General features: G+C 66.5%; 17 protein-coding genes. 7 read left to right on the forward strand and 10 right to left on the reverse strand.

Going from position 1 to position 16,170, the window contains the following annotated elements:
- Entirely contained in the window at nt 1–726 is a 726-nt protein-coding gene (locus tag P73_RS21605; protein ID WP_043871178.1) for a 16S rRNA (uracil(1498)-N(3))-methyltransferase, read from the reverse strand.
- A gap of 11 nt (nt 727–737) precedes the next feature.
- Between P73_RS21605 and ubiA the strand changes: the two genes are divergently transcribed.
- The 4 genes from ubiA (at nt 738) to P73_RS26580 (ending at nt 4,721) form a co-directional block, all read left to right on the forward strand.
- Nucleotides 738–1,703, forward strand: a complete 966-nt coding sequence (gene ubiA / locus P73_RS21610) for a 4-hydroxybenzoate octaprenyltransferase (RefSeq protein ID WP_043871179.1) — start codon at nt 738–740, stop codon at nt 1,701–1,703.
- A gap of 66 nt (nt 1,704–1,769) precedes the next feature.
- Nucleotides 1,770–3,683 (forward strand): OmpA family protein, encoded by a 1,914-nt coding sequence (locus P73_RS21615; RefSeq protein WP_043871180.1) that lies wholly within the window; start codon nt 1,770–1,772, stop codon nt 3,681–3,683.
- On the forward strand, nt 3,680–4,006 hold the full coding sequence (locus P73_RS21620; protein WP_043871181.1) for a hypothetical protein: 327 nt from the start codon (nt 3,680–3,682) through the stop codon (nt 4,004–4,006). Before P73_RS21615 ends, P73_RS21620 begins: the two co-directional genes overlap by 4 nt.
- A gap of 73 nt (nt 4,007–4,079) precedes the next feature.
- Nucleotides 4,080–4,721, forward strand: a complete 642-nt coding sequence (locus P73_RS26580) for an ester cyclase (protein ID WP_245629209.1) — start codon at nt 4,080–4,082, stop codon at nt 4,719–4,721.
- Between the two features lie 507 nt (nt 4,722–5,228).
- Here the strand turns inward: P73_RS26580 and P73_RS21630 are convergent.
- The 8 genes from P73_RS21630 to P73_RS21670 all read right to left on the reverse strand — a co-directional run bounded on the left by P73_RS21630 (nt 5,229) and on the right by P73_RS21670 (nt 12,556).
- A complete protein-coding gene (locus tag P73_RS21630) occupies nt 5,229–5,666 on the reverse strand; it encodes a molybdenum cofactor biosynthesis protein MoaE (protein WP_043871182.1) in 438 nt (145 codons plus the stop codon).
- Nucleotide 5,667: 1 nt separating this feature from the next.
- Nucleotides 5,668–5,919, reverse strand: a complete 252-nt coding sequence (gene moaD / locus P73_RS21635; RefSeq protein WP_043871183.1) for a molybdopterin converting factor subunit 1 — start codon at nt 5,917–5,919, stop codon at nt 5,668–5,670.
- Nucleotides 5,909–6,475, reverse strand: coding sequence for a CDP-diacylglycerol--glycerol-3-phosphate 3-phosphatidyltransferase (gene pgsA / locus P73_RS21640; RefSeq protein WP_043871184.1), 567 nt, complete (start codon nt 6,473–6,475; stop codon nt 5,909–5,911). Before pgsA ends, moaD begins: the two co-directional genes overlap by 11 nt.
- An 18-nt stretch (nt 6,476–6,493) precedes the next feature.
- A complete protein-coding gene (uvrC, locus tag P73_RS21645) occupies nt 6,494–8,371 on the reverse strand; it encodes an excinuclease ABC subunit UvrC (protein ID WP_043871185.1) in 1,878 nt (625 codons plus the stop codon).
- A 298-nt stretch (nt 8,372–8,669) separates the two neighbouring features.
- Nucleotides 8,670–9,455: an SDR family oxidoreductase gene (locus tag P73_RS21650; protein ID WP_043871186.1), complete on the reverse strand. Its 786-nt coding sequence runs from the start codon at nt 9,453–9,455 to the stop codon at nt 8,670–8,672.
- A 10-nt stretch (nt 9,456–9,465) separates the two neighbouring features.
- Nucleotides 9,466–10,422 (reverse strand): calcium/sodium antiporter, encoded by a 957-nt coding sequence (locus tag P73_RS21655; RefSeq protein ID WP_043871187.1) that lies wholly within the window; start codon nt 10,420–10,422, stop codon nt 9,466–9,468.
- A 167-nt stretch (nt 10,423–10,589) separates the two neighbouring features.
- Entirely contained in the window at nt 10,590–11,384 is a 795-nt protein-coding gene (locus P73_RS21665) for a S49 family peptidase (protein ID WP_043871189.1), read from the reverse strand.
- A 71-nt stretch (nt 11,385–11,455) separates the two neighbouring features.
- Nucleotides 11,456–12,556, reverse strand: coding sequence for a zinc ABC transporter substrate-binding protein (locus P73_RS21670; RefSeq protein ID WP_043871190.1), 1,101 nt, complete (start codon nt 12,554–12,556; stop codon nt 11,456–11,458).
- Between the two features lie 101 nt (nt 12,557–12,657).
- On the opposite strand from P73_RS21670, the gene P73_RS21675 reads away from it, so the two are divergent.
- Genes P73_RS21675 through P73_RS21685 form a run of 3 tightly spaced genes read left to right on the forward strand, consistent with a single transcriptional unit; the run spans nt 12,658 to nt 14,719 of the window.
- Nucleotides 12,658–13,146, forward strand: a complete 489-nt coding sequence (locus P73_RS21675) for a Fur family transcriptional regulator (protein ID WP_043871191.1) — start codon at nt 12,658–12,660, stop codon at nt 13,144–13,146.
- The gene (locus tag P73_RS21680) at nt 13,143–13,916 is read left to right on the forward strand and encodes an ATP-binding cassette domain-containing protein (protein ID WP_043871192.1); all 774 of its coding nucleotides are present in this window, start codon (nt 13,143–13,145) and stop codon (nt 13,914–13,916) included. The genes P73_RS21675 and P73_RS21680 overlap by 4 nt, the downstream gene beginning before the upstream one ends.
- Nucleotides 13,913–14,719: a metal ABC transporter permease gene (locus P73_RS21685; protein WP_174446920.1), complete on the forward strand. Its 807-nt coding sequence runs from the start codon at nt 13,913–13,915 to the stop codon at nt 14,717–14,719. Before P73_RS21680 ends, P73_RS21685 begins: the two co-directional genes overlap by 4 nt.
- On the opposite strand, the gene P73_RS21690 is transcribed toward P73_RS21685, so the two are convergent.
- A complete protein-coding gene (locus P73_RS21690; RefSeq protein WP_043871193.1) occupies nt 14,704–16,170 on the reverse strand; it encodes a mannitol dehydrogenase family protein in 1,467 nt (488 codons plus the stop codon). The genes P73_RS21685 and P73_RS21690 overlap by 16 nt on opposite strands.

Genomic DNA, 16,170 nt, shown 5'->3' on the forward strand with positions numbered 1-16,170 from the left:
TCACGCCCAGTCCCCGAACCGCTGCTGCCAGACGGTCATCGCCGCGACCGCCGCCGTGTCCGCGCGCAGGATGCGCGGTCCGAGGGACACGGGATGCGCGAAGGGCAGCGCGTGAAGCCGCGCGCGCTCCGCCTCCGAAAACCCACCCTCGGGGCCGATGAGGATCGCCCATTTCCCACCCGTCGCCATACCGGGCGCCGCCGCCGCGCCGGCGAGTGCCTCGTCGCAGAACATGATCTGCCGCTCCGCGTCCCAGTCCGCGAGCAGACGGTCGAGCCGCGCGAGCTCCGCGACCTCGGGCACATAGGTGCCGCCGCATTGCTCCGCCGCCTCGACCGCATGAGCCTGCAACCGGTCCTGGCGGATACGGTCGGAATTGGTGAATTCGGTCTGCACCGGCAGGATGCGCGCAGCGCCCATCTCGGCGGCCTTCTCGACGATGAAGTCGGTGCGCGCCTTCTTGATCGGCGCAAAGAGGAGCCAGAGATCGGGCGGCACCTGAAGCGGGCGCGTCCGTTCGACACAGGTCAGGACGCCGCCCTTCTTGCCCGCCTCGGCCACGTCGGCGCGATATTCGCTGTCGCGGCCGTTGAAGAGCAGGACCGGCGCCCCCACGGGCAGGCGCATCACTCCGAACAGGTAATGCGCCTGGTCGCGGTCCAGAGGAATGGATTGCCCCTCGGACAGCGGGTGATCTACATAGAGCCTGATCTTTGCCTGAACCATGGACCCTACATATGACCGAAGACGTGCGCGCGCCAGAGCCCAGAGGACAAGTGTCGGATGCCGTGAGAGGCAACTGGGTGGACCACCTCGCCCCGGCCTGGAGCCGGCCCTATCTGCGCCTGTCGCGGGCGGACCGGCCGATCGGCACATGGCTGCTGCTCCTGCCCTGCTGGTGGGGGGCGCTCCTTGCCGCGTCGCAGGCGGGCGCCTTCACCCTGCGCACCGGCTGGATCCTGCTGGGCTGCGCCCTCGGCGCATGGCTCATGCGCGGGGCGGGCTGCACCTGGAACGACATCACCGACCGCGAATTCGACGCCTCCGTGGCGCGGACGAAAAGCCGGCCGATCCCCTCCGGGCAGGTGACGGCGCGACAGGCTGCCGCCTGGATGGTGATCCAGAGCCTTCTGGCCCTGGCGATCCTTCTGAGCTTCGGCCGGCTCGCGATCCTGCTGGGCGTCATCTCGCTCCTGCCGGTCGCGATCTATCCCTTCGCCAAGCGCTTCACATGGTGGCCGCAGATCTTCCTCGGTATCGCCTTCAACTGGGGCGCGCTGCTGGCCTATGCCGCGGTGGCCGGCAGGCTCACCGCCGCGCCGGTCTTCCTCTATCTCGCGGGGATCGCCTGGACGCTGTTCTACGACACGATCTACGCCCATCAGGACAAGGAGGACGACGCGCTGATCGGGGTGAAGTCGACGGCGCGGCTGTTCGGTGCGCAGACCGCGCGCTGGCTCAAGCGCTTTCTCGTGGTCGCCGTGCTGCTGATGGCCGCCGCCGTGATCGAGGCGCTCGCGGACGGACCGATGCTTGCACTCGTGCTCGGCCTCGGCGCGCCCTGGGCGATCGGGCTGCACATGACCTGGCAGATGTCTCGGCTTGACATCGACAATCCCGATGTTTGCCTGCGACTGTTTCGCGCGAACCGGGATGCGGGCCTGCTCGCTGCGCTGTTTCTTGCCGCTTCCGTCTTCGTCTGATTGCAGCGCAGGAAGGATGCCCCTAAGAGAGACTCCTCGGTAAAAAAACAGGTTCTGTTCACCCCGATGCGCATCTCACATACGCTTCCCGTCTTCGCCGCGGTTCTCGCCGGTGCCGTGCTCAGCCTTGCCGCTGCCGCCTTCAGCGCCCGCGCCATCGAAAGCACCTCCGTCACGGCGGTCGAGAACGAGATGCGGCTTGGCGGCTACGACTGGGTCGAGGTGTCCGCCGACGGGTTGCAGATCGTGCTCACCGGCACTGCCCCCGACGAACAGAGCCAGCTCGCCGCGCAGCGCGCGGCCGGACATGTGGTCGACAGTTCGCGGGTCATGAACGTGATGAACGTGGTGCAGCAGGAGGAGATCCCCGCGCCGCGCTTCTCCATCGAGATCCTGCGCAACGATGACGGCATCTCGCTGATCGGCCTGGTGCCCGCCTCCTGGGACCGGGCGGGGTTCGTCGCGGATCTGAAGAAAGCGGGAGGCACGGGGTCGGTGGCGGACCTGATGGAACAGGCCGACTACCCCAGCCCCGAGAACTGGGCGGAGGCGATGGAATTCGGGCTGGAGGCGATTTCGCGCCTGCCGCGGTCCAAGATCTCGCTGGCCGCGGATGCGATCACCGTGACTGCCCTCGCAGACAGCCGGACGCAGAAGGCGTCCTTCGAACGGGCGCTGAAATCGCAACTGCCGGAGGACGTGCCGGTGAAGATCGACATCGCCGCGCCGCGCCCGGTGATCACCCCCTTCACCGTCCGCTTCGTCATCGACGAGGCCGGGCCGCGTTTCGACGCCTGCGCGGTGGAGACGCCGCAGGGCCACCTGCGCATCCTCGCGGCCGCGAAATCGCTCGGGCTCGACAACCCCGAATGCACCGTCGGCCTCGGTTCGCCCTCCGCGCAATGGGCGGCGGCGGTGGAGACCGGCATGCGCGCGCTCGCCGGGCTCGGCCAGGGCAGCATCACCTTCGCGGACGGGGACGTGACGCTCATCGCCGCGGAGGGCACTTCCCCTGACGCTTTCGATGCCACGGTGGGTGAGCTCGAAACCGACCTCCCGCGGGGCTTCACCCTGCACAGTTCCCTGCCCAGGGCAGAAGCGGAGGAGGGCGAAACCCGCCCCGAGTTCGTCATCACCCGCTCTCCGGAAGGCCAGACCCAGCTTCGCGGCCGCATCGCCGACACGCGCAGCCGGGCCGCGACCGAAGCGCTCGCCCGCGCGGCCTTCGGCACGAGCTCGGTCTATTCCGCACTGCGCGAGGATGGCGAACTGCCTGCCGGCTGGTCGGTGCGGGTCATGGCCGCGATCGAGGCCCTGTCGCACCTGTCGCAGGGCGCGGCGGTGATGACCGAGGACCTCGTCACCGTGCGTGGCCAGACCGGCGATCAGAACGCAAAGGCGGCGATTGCTGGGCTTCTGGCCGAACAGCTTGGCGAGGGGGCGGAGTTCCGGATCGACGTGGCCTATGTGCGCAAGCTCGATCCCGTGCTGAACCTGCCGACGCCCGAGGAATGCGTGGCGCGCGCCAACCAGATCGTTGCGGTGCAGAAGATCGTCTTCGATCCCGGCTCGACGGAGCTGAACGAGGCCGCGAACGATACGCTCGACCGCATCGCGGAGGCGCTCAAGGAATGCGAGGACGTGGAGATGGAGATCGGCGCGCACAGCGACAGCCAGGGGCGCGACGAGATGAATCTCGAGCTCTCGGTCTCGCGCGCCAATGCGGTGCTCGACGGGCTCCTGATGCGCCGCGTGGTGGGCGTGAGCTTCACCGCGCACGGCTATGGCGAGACGCAGCCGATTGCCGACAACGACACCGAAGAAGGTCGTGAGGCGAACCGCCGGATCGAATTCAAGCTGCTCGCAGAAGCGGCGGAGGATCCCGCGGCGGAAGACGGGTCTGGCGATGACGCCACGCCCGAAGAGGGGACGGAAGAGGCGGCGGAGGAGGAGCCTGCCGCCGACGAGGGAACGGAATGAACAGAACCGAACTGATCATCGCCACGGCGATCGTCTTATTCATCGCCTTTCTCATGGGATGGTTTGCACATTGGCTGATCCACCGCTTCGTCCGCGTGGGACAGGGCGACATGAGCGATCTCGACACGATGGCGCAGCAGCTTCACGAGGCGGAGGAGCAGCGCGACCAGGCGATTCTCTATTATCAGCAGCGTGAAGCGGACATGACCGGCCAGCTCAACCAGACCGAGGCGGAGCTGCGAGCGGCGATGGAGGGGCTGCGGGAAGCGCGGCACGAGGCCGAGGAATTGCGCGCCTATATCGAACGCGAAAACGCCGGCTGACCGCTTTTCCCGCGGTCGGCAAACCGTCGGTTTCCTGTCGGGCACGATATCGGCGTCCTGCCGGCAGATCCCGATGCCGGATCCCGTCCGCAGGGCCGGTGCGCCGGTGTGCCTGCGCATCCTGACCACGCCGGACCGGGGACCGGCCGGCACCTTCGCCGCTCTGCCGGGTGACCGCCTCAGATCGACACACGGTCCAGATAGGCGGCACATGATCACGAGATTGCGGCGCAGCGCCTCCGCCTCCCCGGCCGACAATCCCCGTTCGATGCGCTGCGCACCGTTTCCGAAAATCAGCGTGACCAGCGTCAGGTTGCTGGCGGCCACATCCGCGAGACCGGCATCCGGCGTGCTGGCGAGCATGGCCGTCGTCGCCGGTCTACGCGGGTGGTCGTCAACTGCGGTATCCTTCGTTGCAGACCAGGTACAATACAACGGGACAACAATCGGTCTCGACGGCTATCGGGACATGCTCGTTGCGGATTTCCGTGCGATCCCCGATCTTTCGTTCAATATTGCAGGTCTTGTCTGCGACCCGCCGATGATTGGCAGCAGGCTCGCGTTTGACTGCACGCCGGTTGGTGAACTCTTCGGCTTGCCGGTGAACGGAACGCGTGTCCGCTTCGATGAAAACGTGTTCTACGAGTTTCAGGAAGGCAAGATTCGACGGGTCTGGTCCGTTATCGACAAGTCGAGCATAGCCCATCAAATCTGAGAGATTGCAGGACACCACAGGAGGGATATCACGTCGATATAGCAGAATCGCTTCCGAGCTTTCTCGAGGTCAAGCAGCAGTTTTTCAAGAGCCCGTTCCCGGCCTGGTCGATCATTGGCATCTGCGGTCTGAGCCGTCCGGAGCTCAAAGTCGAGATCGGCGCTGTTGCCGCCCTGCGCGAGTAAGCGCCACTTGGTGATGCATTCGTTGTCGATGCGCGGGAACGTCCAGGAATAGGCTCCAAGCCGCCTTCAGGTTTTCATGAAGCGGCGCACCCGCGCGGCGGGTGCAGATACGGTATCTCCCCCTCTAGCGGCGGGCACTCAAGGTCAATTCCGTCAGTCCGGGTTTCGTCAGGACGGACCTGACCGGCTACGGCACGATGACGCCGGGGGAGGAGGGGCACGGCTGCCCGTGCGATACGCGCTCGGGGGCGAGGAGAGCGGAACGTTCGTCGAGCCGGACGGAGCACGCCGTGGGTAAGGACGCGGAGAGGGCGGGCGGCTCTCACCACCGTTTCAGCGCGTTCTCGTCAGTCTCTTTCGCCGCCACCCAGTCCGCCCCGTTCCGCGTCACTTCCTTCTTCCAGAAGGGCGCGCGGGATTTCAGGTAGTCCATCAGGAATTCGGCGGCGGCGAAGGCCTCCGCACGGTGCCGGGCAGCGGTGGCGACCATCATGATCCGGTCGCCGGGCCGGAGCCTGCCGTGGCGGTGGATCACGAGGCAATCGGTGAGCGACCAGCGCGCCATCGCCTCTTCGCCGATCTTCGCGATGGCGGCCTCGCACATGCCGGGGTAATGCTCGATCTCCATATGCAGCAGATCGCCACCGTCGTCGCGCACGAGGCCGGTGAAGGTGACGCTCGCGCCGGTGCCGGGCGCGGTGCCGAAACCGTCGAGCGCCCCGGAAAGATCGAAATCCTCCGCCTGGACGGATACCCGCATCTCAGCCTCCCGTCATCGGCGGGAAGAAGGCGACCTCCCGCACGCCCGCGAGCGGGGCATCGAAATCCGACAGTTCCTGATCGAGCGCGACGCGCAGCGACTTCAGGTCGGAAAAGGCGAGGTCGTAGCGCTCCTCGCGCCGGCGCAGCTCCGCGACCAGATCGGTCACGGTCGCCGCGGCGGTCTCCACCCGCTCACGCGGCTGGCCGATGCGTTCGCGCACCCAGGCGAAATAGAGAAGGTCAAGCGTCATCATGCTCTTTCAGATAGGGCATCGCCTTGGAAAGGTAATCCCATCCGGTCATCGCGGTGAGAATTGCGGCGATCCAGAAGATCGCGAGGCCGAGCGTGAACAGCGGCGCGGCCGCGGTCGCACCATAGGCGAAAAGCACGGCGATGGCCACCATCTGGGCCGTGGTCTTCCATTTCGCGAGCTTCGTCACCTTCAGCGTTCCGGCGGTGTCGCCCAGGTATTCGCGCAGGCCGGAGACGAAGGTTTCGCGCAGCAGGATCAGCGCGGCCGGCAGGACGATGAGCGCGTTCACCCCGTGCAGCATCGTGAGCACGGCAATGGCGGTCACGACCATGGCCTTGTCCGCGATCGGGTCGAGCATCGCGCCGAATTTCGACATCTGGTCCCATTTCCGCGCCAGATAGCCGTCGACGTAATCGGTGAGCGAGGCGGCGACGAAGAGGATGAGCGCGGCCCAGTCGGCCGCGGGACGCGGCAGGATCAGGAAGACGAGCGCGACACCGGGCGCACAGAGCAGCCGGAAGACGGTGAGAAGATTGGGCAGGTTCCAGGTCATGATTTGCGGTGTATCCCCTCAGGCCCCTTCATGGAAGAAGTCGTAGATCGTCTGTGCCAGATTCTCCGAAATCCCGTCCACCGCCTTCAGGTCGGCGAGATTCGCGCGCGAGACGGCCTTGGCCGAGCCGAAATGCGCCAGGAGCGCCTTCTTGCGGCCGGACCCGACGCCCGGCACCTCGTCGAGCGGGGTGGCCGAGATCGCCTTCGAGCGTTTCGCGCGGTGGGTCCCGATGGCGAAGCGGTGCGCCTCGTCGCGCATCCGCTGGATGAAATAGAGCACCGGGTCGTTGCGGCGGAGCGCCATGACCGGCTTGCCGGTGCGGTGGAATTCCTCCTTGCCTTGGTCGCGGTCGATACCCTTGGCAACGCCGACCATGGGAATGTCCATCACCCCGAGTTCGACCATGATCTCATGCACGGCGGAGACCTGGCCCGCGCCGCCGTCGATCAGCAGCAGATCCGGCCAGAGCCCCCTGTCGCGGTCGGGATCCTCCTTCAGCAGCCGTCTGAAGCGGCGCGTCAGCACCTCCTTCATCATCCCGAAGTCATCGCCGGGCGTCAGTTCGTCGCCCCGGATGTTGAACTTACGGTACTGGTTCTTCATGAAGCCCTCGGGCCCGGCGACGATCATCGCACCGACGGCATGGGCGCCCTGGATATGGGAGTTGTCGTAGACCTCCACGCGCTGCGGCACGACGGGGAGGTCGAAGGCCTCCTTCAGCCCCTCGAGCAGCCGTTCCTGTGCCGCGCCTTCCGACATCTTCCGCCCGAGGCTTTCGCGCGCGTTGCGAAGGGCGCCGGCGATGAGCTCCGCCTTCTCGCCGCGCTGCGGGATCAGGATCGCGACCTTCTTGCCGGCCTTCTCCGACAGAGCCTCCGCCATCAGGTCGCGGTCCTCGATGTCATGCGACAGGATGAGCTGGCGCGGCGGCTCCTTCTGGTCGTAGAACTGGCCGATGAAGGCGGCGAGCACCTCGTCGGCCTCGGCACCGGAGACGCGGGGATAGAAATCCTTGTTCCCCCAGTTCTGATGCGCGCGGATGAAGAAGACCTGCACGCAGGCCTGCCCGCCCTCCATGTGGAGCGCGATCACGTCGGCCTCCCCCACGGTGCGCGGGTTGATCCCCTGCGAGGTCTGGACCTGGGTCATCGCGCGGATGCGGTCGCGCAGCCCTGCCGCGCGTTCGAATTCCATCGCCTCGGAGGCGGCCTCCATCTCCGCGGCGAGGCGTTGTTGTAGGCCGGTGTCCTTGCCCTGCAAGAACCTTTCCGCGTCGGAGACGAAGGCGGCGTAGTCTTCCTTCGAGATCTTGCCGACGCAGGGCGCGGTGCAGCGCTTGATCTGGTACTGGAGGCAGGGGCGCGTGCGGGTGGCGAAATCGGCATCGCTGCAATTGCGCAGCAGGAACACCTTCTGGAGCTGGTTGAGCGTACGGTTCACCGCCCCCGCCGAGGCGAAGGGACCGTAATAGGCCGCCTTGCGCTTCTTCGCGCCGCGATGCTTGGCGATCTGGGGAAAATCGTGATCCTTCGTCACCATGATGTTGGGAAAGGACTTGTCGTCGCGCAGCAGCACGTTGTAGCGGGGCTTGAGCTGCTTGATGAGGTTCTGCTCGAGCAGCAGCGCCTCCGTCTCCGTCCGTGTGGTGAGAAACATCATCTGCGATGTCTCGGAAATCATCTTTGCGATGCGGGGCGAATGACCGTAGGGCCGCGCGTAGTTCGAGACGCGGTTCCTCAGGTTCCGGGCCTTGCCGACATAGAGCACGTCATGCTCGGCATCGAGCATCCGATAGACGCCGGGCGAGCCGTCGAGGGTCTTCAGATAGCCCTCGATCACCCTGTAACCGCGTGGTGCGGTCGAAGCGGTTCTGGTGTCCTTGTCGTCGCTCATCTGCCGGCTCGTGATTCCCGTTTCTGGCTGCAATCTTATCGCGTCGGGGGCAAGTGAAAACTCATCCACCATTTCTGTGGATAACTCTGGCGATAAGTTTCCGTGAACATGGATTCTTCCTTGAATCCGGGCAGTTTCATCGCTTTGCCCAAAAAATCACCGCACTCATACTGTCTTGGTTTTACTGGACATTTTGGCGCACCCCCTACAAACCATTGAAAATATTTACATTTCGGTAACACAGGTTTACGCATTTTGCGCAACGTGCACAACTTGGCACATGCGGGCGTGCGACGGGCTACTCCGCCCCGTCCACATCGGGGGTCCGCCAGGCGAGGTGCTGACCTGCGTCGGCGCAGAGAATCTGGCCGGTCACGGCGGGCGCCCGGATCAGGTAGTCGAGGGCCGAGACGATGTCCGACGGATCGGACCCGCGTTCGAGCAGCGTCGCCGCACGCTGCGCGTCGAAATCCACCTCAGACTGCCGCGCGCCGCGGAGGGTGGGGCCCGGCCCAATGGCGTTGACGCGCACTTTCGGGGCGAGCGCCTGCGCGGCGGTGCGGGTGAAGGTCCAGAGCGCCGACTTGGCGAGCGTGTAGGACATGAAGAGCGGCGTGAGTTTCAGCACGCGCTGGTCGATCATGTTCACCACGAGCGCCTGGGCACGGGGCCGGCCGGAGGGATCGCGGAGCGGCTCGGGCGCCATCGCGGCGAAATGCTGCGTCAGAACGAAGGGGGCGCGCAGATTACTGTCGAAATGGCGGTCCCAGCTTTCGCGCGTCGCGCTGCCGATCTCGTCGGGTTCGAAGATAGAGGCGTTGTTCACGAGCAGCGTCAGCGGGCCGCCCAGGGCCTCCGCGGCGCGGGGCACGAGGGCGGTCATCGCCTCCTCCGACAGCAGGTCGGCCTGAAGCGCCTCCGCCCGCACGCCCATGTCGCGCAGCGCGGCAACGACGTCGCGGGCATCGTCGGCGGAGCGGTTGTAATGGACGGCGACGTCGAAGCCGCGCTCGCCCAGCGCAAGGGCCATTGCCCGGCCGAGCCGGCGCCCCGCCCCTGTCACCAGTGCCTTTTGCCCCGTCATGACATCCTCCTCAGTTCAGCACCGCCAGAACGTAGAGCACATACAGGACCGACAGGAGCACGCCGCAGAACCGGGTGATGTCGATCCGGCGCAGTACGAAGACCCCGAGCAGCAGGGAGGCAGCGAGCATCACCCAGATGTCGAAGCGCATGATCTCCGGATCCACCGGGATGCGGCCGACGAAGGCGGAGATGCCGATGATGCCCAGCAGGTTGAACATGTTCGAGCCGATGACGTTGCCGAAGGCCACGTCGGCCTGTTTGCGCAGCGCCGCCATGACGGTGGTCGCGAGCTCCGGCAGGGATGTCCCGAGCGCGACGAGCGTCAGGCCGATCACGGTTTCGGACACGCCGAAGGCGCGCGCGATATTGGTCGAGGCATCGACGAGGATATCCGCGCCGAGCGGCAGGCCGACGAGGCCGGCGAGGAGGAACAGGCCGATCTTCCACCACGGCAGGTCGGGATCCGCCCCCTCGAGATCCTCCTCGGCCTCGGCCTCCGCCTCCTTCGTCGCGGCGCGGTGGCTGCGGGCGGAATGGAACGCATGCCAGAGCATCGCGACGAGCGCCGCGAGCAGCGCGAGGCCCGCGATCCAGTCGAGGGTGCCGCGAAAGGCCAGGAGGATGAAGAGGACCGTCGCCGCGATCATCTGGAGATAGGAGGCGCGGGTGGAATTGTCGATCACATGCAACGTGGTGATCAGCGCCGGCACGCCGAGGACGAGAAGGATGTTCGCGGTGTTGGAGCCGACGACATTCCCGAGGGCGAGCCCCGGAACACCGTCGAGGATCGCGGAGACCGAGACGAGCAGTTCCGGCGCGGAGGTGCCGAAGGCGACCACGGTCAGCGACACGATCAGCGCCGGGATCCCCAGCCGGAGCGACAGGTTGACCGCCCCCCGCACCAAAAGGTCCCCCGCCACGAGCAAGAGGACCAGGCCGCCGAGCGCATACACGAAATCCATCATCTCCCGCCTCTCTGGCAGGGACAGCGCCCCCTGCCGATCTTGTAGCGCCCGCAGTCAGGGCATTTGAGCTCCGTCAGCCTCTTCTGCCCCGGAAAGCGCAATTTGCCGAACATGGCGAGCACCATCATGAAGACGAGAAAGACGGTGATGACCTTGAACAGCATTCCTCAGAGACCGAACCGCGCCCAGAGCGCCTGTTCTTCCACCTGTCCGGCGAGGCCCGAAGCGAGGTCCACCCCGACGCGGCGCAGGAGCGAGCGTTTCGGGCCGAAGACGGTGAAGCGCGTCCTGTCGCCGTAGATCTCCTTGAGCCGGGGGACGAGGTGGCCGATGCCATCGGCGAGGCCGAGCGCGACGCCGCGCGTTCCGGTCCAGAAGCGCCCGTCGAAAAGCTCCTCCCCCTCGGAAAGGCGGCTGCCGCGCGCCCGTTTCACATGGGCGATGAAGGATTGGTGGATGTCCTCCTGAAGTGCCTTGAGACGCTCCACGTCCTCGGAGTTTTCCGGCCGGAACGGATCGAGTTGGCTCTTGGAACGGCCGGAGGTATGCACCCGCCGCTCAATCCCGTGTTTCGCGATGAACCGGTCGAAGCCGAAGCCGGAGGAGATCACGCCGATCGAGCCGACGATGGAACTTTCGTCGACATGGATCCTGTCGGCCGCGCAGGCGAGCCAGTAGCCGCCGGACGCCGCCACATCCTCGACGAAGGCATGGACCGGGATGTCCTTTTCCGCGGCCAGTCGCCGGATGCGCGCGGCGATCAGCGCCGACTGTACCGGCGAGCCGCCCGGCGAGTTGATCGCCAGGGCGACGGCGACCGGCTTGCCCTTGCGAAAGGCGCGTTCGATCGCCGGCGCGACGCTCTGGTCGTTGAGGCTGCCCTTGCGGCTCATGATCGCGCCTTCGAGGCGGATGACGTTGACCCGCGGCGCATCATCGAGAAAGGGGATGTGTCTTTTCATGCCAAGGCATGTAAAACGCCCCTCGCCGGCAAACAAGGGCACGGCACGCAAGACCGCGCCCTTTTTTCAGGTCATTGCGCGGCGCAGCTCACGAAAGCGGCAGCCACATCACGGATGAGCCGGTCGTAATAGTCCGGGCCGGCGGGGATGGCGGCACCGAGCGGGTCGATCACGGCGGAATGGGCGTCCGTTCCGTCGAGCACGGTCTCGACAAGAGAGGGATTGAACTGCGGTTCGGAGAAGACGCAACTCACCTCCTGCGTCGCGATGACCTGCTGGATCTCGCGCACGCGGGCCGGGCTGGGCGCGGAGGCGTCGGAGAGGGAGATCGCGCCCGCGGCCTGGAGGCCGAAGCGGTTTTCGAAATACTGGTAGGCGTCATGGAAGACGATGAAGCGCAGGTCCGAGAGCGGCGCCATTTCGGCGGAGACATCCGCGAGCAGCACGTCGATCCGCTCCTGTGCCGCGGCTGCATTGGCGCGGTAGGTTCCGGCATTCTCGGGATCGAGGGCGGAGAGCTCCTCGGCCATCGCCCCGAGCCAGACGCGCGCGTTCACCGGATCGAGCCAGGCATGGGCGTCCGGGCCCTCGTGGTCGTGATCGTGCGCCACCGCATGATCGTCATGGTCGTGGTCGTCATGGTCGTGGTCGTCGTGCGTCTCATGCTCGTGGTCATCATGGGCATGGTCGTCGTGGGCATGGTCGTCGTGGTCGTGATCGGCGTGGTCGTGATCGGCGTGCTCCTCCTCCCCGTCATGATCATGGTCGTCGTGCCCATGAGCCTCGTCCTCTCCGCCATGGACGTGACGTTCGAAACCGGCGCCTTCGCGAAGCTCGAGCACGGTCGTGCCCTCGATCGTGGCGAGGGGCATGGAATGCGCGTCTGCGGCGACCCTGTCGATCATCTCCCCGAGCCAAGGGGCAAGCTGGGGGCTGGTCCAGAAGATGACATCGGCCTGCTGAAGCGCCCGCGCCTCGGAGGGGCGGAGCGCATAGCCGTGGGGGGAGGCGCCCTGCTCCATCAGCGCCTCGGGTGTACCGAGATCGCCCATGACCTGGGCTGCGAGCGACTGGAGCGCGGCGATGTCCGTCACGACGTCGGGCACCTCGGCAGTGGCGGCGCCGGCGGCGAGGAGAAACGGAAGGGCGGTGAGCGTCAGGCGGGGTGACATGTGTCCTCTCAAATGTTATGTTATCACTTGTCGGACTTGATAAGCGTCATACTATAACATATCAAGTCCCTGTTTCCCTTCCCGAGCGAAAAGAGACGGCGATGGACCCCAACCCGATCGGATTTCAACAGCACGACCACGCGCATTGCGTGCAGGACGCGGTCGCGGCCGCGGCGGAGATGTGCGCGCGGTCGGGGCTGCATTTCACGCCCGTACGCAAGCGCGCGCTCGAGATCCTGCTCGAGGAGCATCGCGCGCTGGGGGCCTATGACGTGCTCCGGCGCCTGTCGGAGGAGGGCTTCGGCGCGCAGCCGCCCGTGGCCTACCGGGCGCTCGACTTCCTCACCAAACACGGGCTCGCGCACAAGATCGAGCGGCTCAACGCCTTTATCGCCTGCGCCCATCCGGGCGAGTTGCACACGCCGGCCTTCCTCATCTGCACGACGTGCAACGCCGTTGCGGAGGCGGAAACGGACCCGACCCGCAGCATGATGGGAGAGATCGCGGCGCGCACGGGGTTCAGAATCGACCGCGCCGTGCTCGAGGCCGAGGGCACCTGCCCCAACTGCCTGGAAAAGGACGCGAGATGAGCCTCGTCGCACTGACGGACGTGAGTGTGCGCCTCGGCGGACGGACGGTGCTCGACACCGTTTCGCTCGAGATCGCGCGCGGCGAGATCGTGACCATCGTCGGGCCGAACGGGTCCGGCAAGTCGACGCTGCTGCGCACGATCATCGGGGCGATCCGCCCCGCGGCGGGGCGGGTGACGCGCGCGCCGGGAATGACGATCGGATATGTGCCGCAAAGGCTCCATATCGACCCGACCCTGCCGCTGACGGTGCGGCGGTTCCTGTCGCTGCCGCGGCGCGTGGGCGACGAGGCGGCGCATGCGGCGCTGCACGAGGCGGGGGCGGGGCATCTGTGCAGCCATCAGATGACCGACCTGTCGGGCGGACAGTTCCAGCGGGTGCTGCTGGCGCGTGCGCTTCTGGCGAAGCCGGACCTGCTCATCCTCGACGAGGCCACCCAGGGCCTCGACCAGCCGGGGTCCGCCGATTTCTACACCCAGATCGAAGAGGTCCGGCAGTCGACCGGATGCGCGGTGCTGATGGTCAGCCATGAACTGCATGTGGTCATGGCGGCCTCGGATCGGGTGATCTGCCTCAACGGTCATGTCTGCTGCTCGGGCGCGCCGGAACATGTAGCCTCCGCCCCGGAATACCGGGCGCTGTTCGGCACCGGCACGCATGGCGCGCTTGCGCTCTACCGCCACGAGCACAGCCACAGCCATGATCCGGGCCCGGATGCCTGCGCCCACGATCCCGAGACCCACCCCCCGCATGAGGCCAGCCACGGATGACCCTGCTCGACGATTTCCTTGTCCGTGCGATCCTGGCCGGGATCGGCCTCGTTCTCGCGGCCTCACCCCTTGGCTGTTTCGTCGTCTGGCGGCGGATGGCCTATTTCGGCGACGCGACGGCGCATGCCGCGATCCTCGGCGTGGCGCTGGCGCTGGCGTTCAGCCTCTCGATCTTCGCGGGTGTCCTGGCGGTCGCGCTGGCCATGGCGCTCACCGTCTCGAGCCTTGCGGGGCGCGGCTTTGCCATGGACACGCTCCTTGGCGTGATGGCCCATAGCGCGCTTGCCTTCGGTCTCGTCGCCGTCTCCTTCGTGCCCGGCGTGCGTGTCGACCTGATGGCCTATCTGTTCGGAGACATCCTAGCGGTCGGAAAGGCCGATCTCGCGGTGATCTGGGGCGGCGCGCTGCTGGTGCTCGTCCTGCTCTACTGGCGCTGGTCGGCGCTCCTGACGGCGACACTCAACCCCGATCTCGCGATGGCGTCGGGCATCTCCCCGAAACGCGAACAGCTCATCCTGTCGCTTGCCCTCGCGCTGGTCGTGGCCGTGGCGATCAAGGTGGTCGGCACGCTGCTCATCGCCGCGATGCTCCTCGTGCCCGCCGCCGCCGCGCGGCCCTTCGCGCGCACGCCGGAACGCATGGCGCTGGCCGCGACGGGGATCGGCACACTCGCGATCCTCGGCGGGATCGAGGGCGCCTTTGCCCTCGACACGCCGACGGGGCCGACGATCGTCTGCGTCGCAGCGCTGCTCTTTGCGGTCGCGAACCTCGCGCGGATCCTCCGCCCTCAGGCGGCGAGGTAAGCTTTGATCGCGGCTTCCGTCCCGTCGCGATGGACGAGGGCGAGCCAGCGGCAGAAGGCGTCGGCAAAGCGCGGCTGATCCGCGAGGTCGCCATAGATCAGCCGGTTCTCGAGCCAGATCTGCGGCGTCTCCGCCGCCTGCGCGGCCAGCACGGTGAGTTCCGCCCAGAAGGGATCGTTCGGCGCCACCCCGGAGCTGTCCTCGCGCGTGCCGAGACAGTACCGCGCCCAGATCGCAGAGACGAGGGCGAGCCCCTCGACCGGCGTGCCTGCCGCGAGCCCGTCGCGCACCGAGGGCAGGATAAAGCCGGGATGGCGCGAGGAGCCGTCGAAGGCGACGCGGCGGGTGGTGTCCACGATCTTCGGGTTGGAGAACCTGGCCTTGATCAAGGTGACATAGTCTTCTGGCGTGAATTCCGGCACGGCGTGAACATGGGGCATGATTTCCTCGCGCTCGACCTTCTCGAACAGGGCCGAGATCAGCGGATGCTCCATGCAGCCGGAGATCGTTTCCACCGACAGCACCTCCCCCGGATCCGAGATCACCTGATGCCCGCCGTTCAGGATGCGGATCTTCATCGTCTCATAGGCATGCACGTCGTCGGAGAAGGTCGCGCCCGCGCGGTCCCAGTCGGGTCGGCCGGCGCAGAAATTGTCCTCGATCACCCATTGGCGGAAGTTCTCATGGGTCACCGGCACCTCGTCCTCGATGCCGAATTCGCGCACGAGCGCGAGTTCCTTCGGTCCGGTGGCGGGCACGATGCAATCGACCATCGCGTTGGGGAAGGTGCAATGCGCCTCGATCCATTCCGCGAGCTCCGGGTCGGACAGGCGCGCAAGCGACACGACGGTCTGGCGCAGCACCTCGCCGTTGCCCTGGAGGTTGTCGCAGGACTGGCCGGTGAAGGGCCCGACCCCGCGGTCCCGGCGCAGCTTCAGCGCGGCGACCATGGCGCCGAAGGCGGTGCGCGGGGTCCAGGGATTTGCGGCATCGTGCACGATGTCGGGATGCAGGGCGTCAAAGCCCTTGGTGGCGGGATCGATGTAATAGCCGCCTTCGGTGACGGTCAGCGCCACGATGCGGATCTCCGGCTGCGCCATGCGTTCGATCAGCGCGCCGTTGCCCTCCTCGACGGGCACGTAGTCGATCATCGGGCCGACGACCTCGGCGGAAGTGCCCGCGGGGTCGAGTTCGATCAGCGTGGTGAGGTAGTCCTGCGCAGCCATCTTTTGCCGCATGGTCTCGTCATAGGGGCGCACGCCGGCGCCGACGATGGCCCAGTCATGGGCGAGCCCCTGCTCCATCAGCCGGTGCAGGTACCAGGACTGGTGCGCGCGGTGGAAATTCCCGAGCCCGATATGGACGATGCCCGGCGAAAGCCGCGTCCTGTCATAGGACGGGCGTCTGACGCTGGCGGGAAGATGCGGGAGGGTGTCGTTCGAGAGTTTCAT

The organism is Celeribacter indicus (genome assembly GCF_000819565.1).
In the GTDB taxonomy this organism is placed as follows: Bacteria; Pseudomonadota; Alphaproteobacteria; order Rhodobacterales; family Rhodobacteraceae; genus Celeribacter; species Celeribacter indicus.

What these genes read in the sequence shown, in the direction of transcription:
- P73_RS21650 (WP_043871186.1), bottom strand. Translation starts at nt 9,455, where the DNA reads ATGACGGGGCAAAAGGCACTGGTGACAGGGGCGGGGCGCCGGCTCGGC.
- uvrC (WP_043871185.1), bottom strand. Translation starts at nt 8,371, where the DNA reads ATGAGCGACGACAAGGACACCAGAACCGCTTCGACCGCACCACGCGGT.
- ubiA (WP_043871179.1), top strand. Translation starts at nt 738, where the DNA reads ATGACCGAAGACGTGCGCGCGCCAGAGCCCAGAGGACAAGTGTCGGAT.
- P73_RS21665 (WP_043871189.1), bottom strand. Translation starts at nt 11,384, where the DNA reads ATGAAAAGACACATCCCCTTTCTCGATGATGCGCCGCGGGTCAACGTC.
- P73_RS26580 (WP_245629209.1), top strand. Translation starts at nt 4,080, where the DNA reads ATGCCGGATCCCGTCCGCAGGGCCGGTGCGCCGGTGTGCCTGCGCATC.
- P73_RS21630 (WP_043871182.1), bottom strand. Translation starts at nt 5,666, where the DNA reads ATGCGGGTATCCGTCCAGGCGGAGGATTTCGATCTTTCCGGGGCGCTC.
- P73_RS21605 (WP_043871178.1), bottom strand. Translation starts at nt 726, where the DNA reads ATGGTTCAGGCAAAGATCAGGCTCTATGTAGATCACCCGCTGTCCGAG.
- pgsA (WP_043871184.1), bottom strand. Translation starts at nt 6,475, where the DNA reads ATGACCTGGAACCTGCCCAATCTTCTCACCGTCTTCCGGCTGCTCTGT.
- P73_RS21615 (WP_043871180.1), top strand. Translation starts at nt 1,770, where the DNA reads ATGCGCATCTCACATACGCTTCCCGTCTTCGCCGCGGTTCTCGCCGGT.
- P73_RS21655 (WP_043871187.1), bottom strand. Translation starts at nt 10,422, where the DNA reads ATGATGGATTTCGTGTATGCGCTCGGCGGCCTGGTCCTCTTGCTCGTG.
- P73_RS21670 (WP_043871190.1), bottom strand. Translation starts at nt 12,556, where the DNA reads ATGTCACCCCGCCTGACGCTCACCGCCCTTCCGTTTCTCCTCGCCGCC.
- P73_RS21620 (WP_043871181.1), top strand. Translation starts at nt 3,680, where the DNA reads ATGAACAGAACCGAACTGATCATCGCCACGGCGATCGTCTTATTCATC.
- moaD (WP_043871183.1), bottom strand. Translation starts at nt 5,919, where the DNA reads ATGACGCTTGACCTTCTCTATTTCGCCTGGGTGCGCGAACGCATCGGC.
- P73_RS21680 (WP_043871192.1), top strand. Translation starts at nt 13,143, where the DNA reads ATGAGCCTCGTCGCACTGACGGACGTGAGTGTGCGCCTCGGCGGACGG.
- P73_RS21685 (WP_174446920.1), top strand. Translation starts at nt 13,913, where the DNA reads ATGACCCTGCTCGACGATTTCCTTGTCCGTGCGATCCTGGCCGGGATC.
- P73_RS21690 (WP_043871193.1), bottom strand. Translation starts at nt 16,170, where the DNA reads ATGAAACTCTCGAACGACACCCTCCCGCATCTTCCCGCCAGCGTCAGA.
- P73_RS21675 (WP_043871191.1), top strand. Translation starts at nt 12,658, where the DNA reads ATGGACCCCAACCCGATCGGATTTCAACAGCACGACCACGCGCATTGC.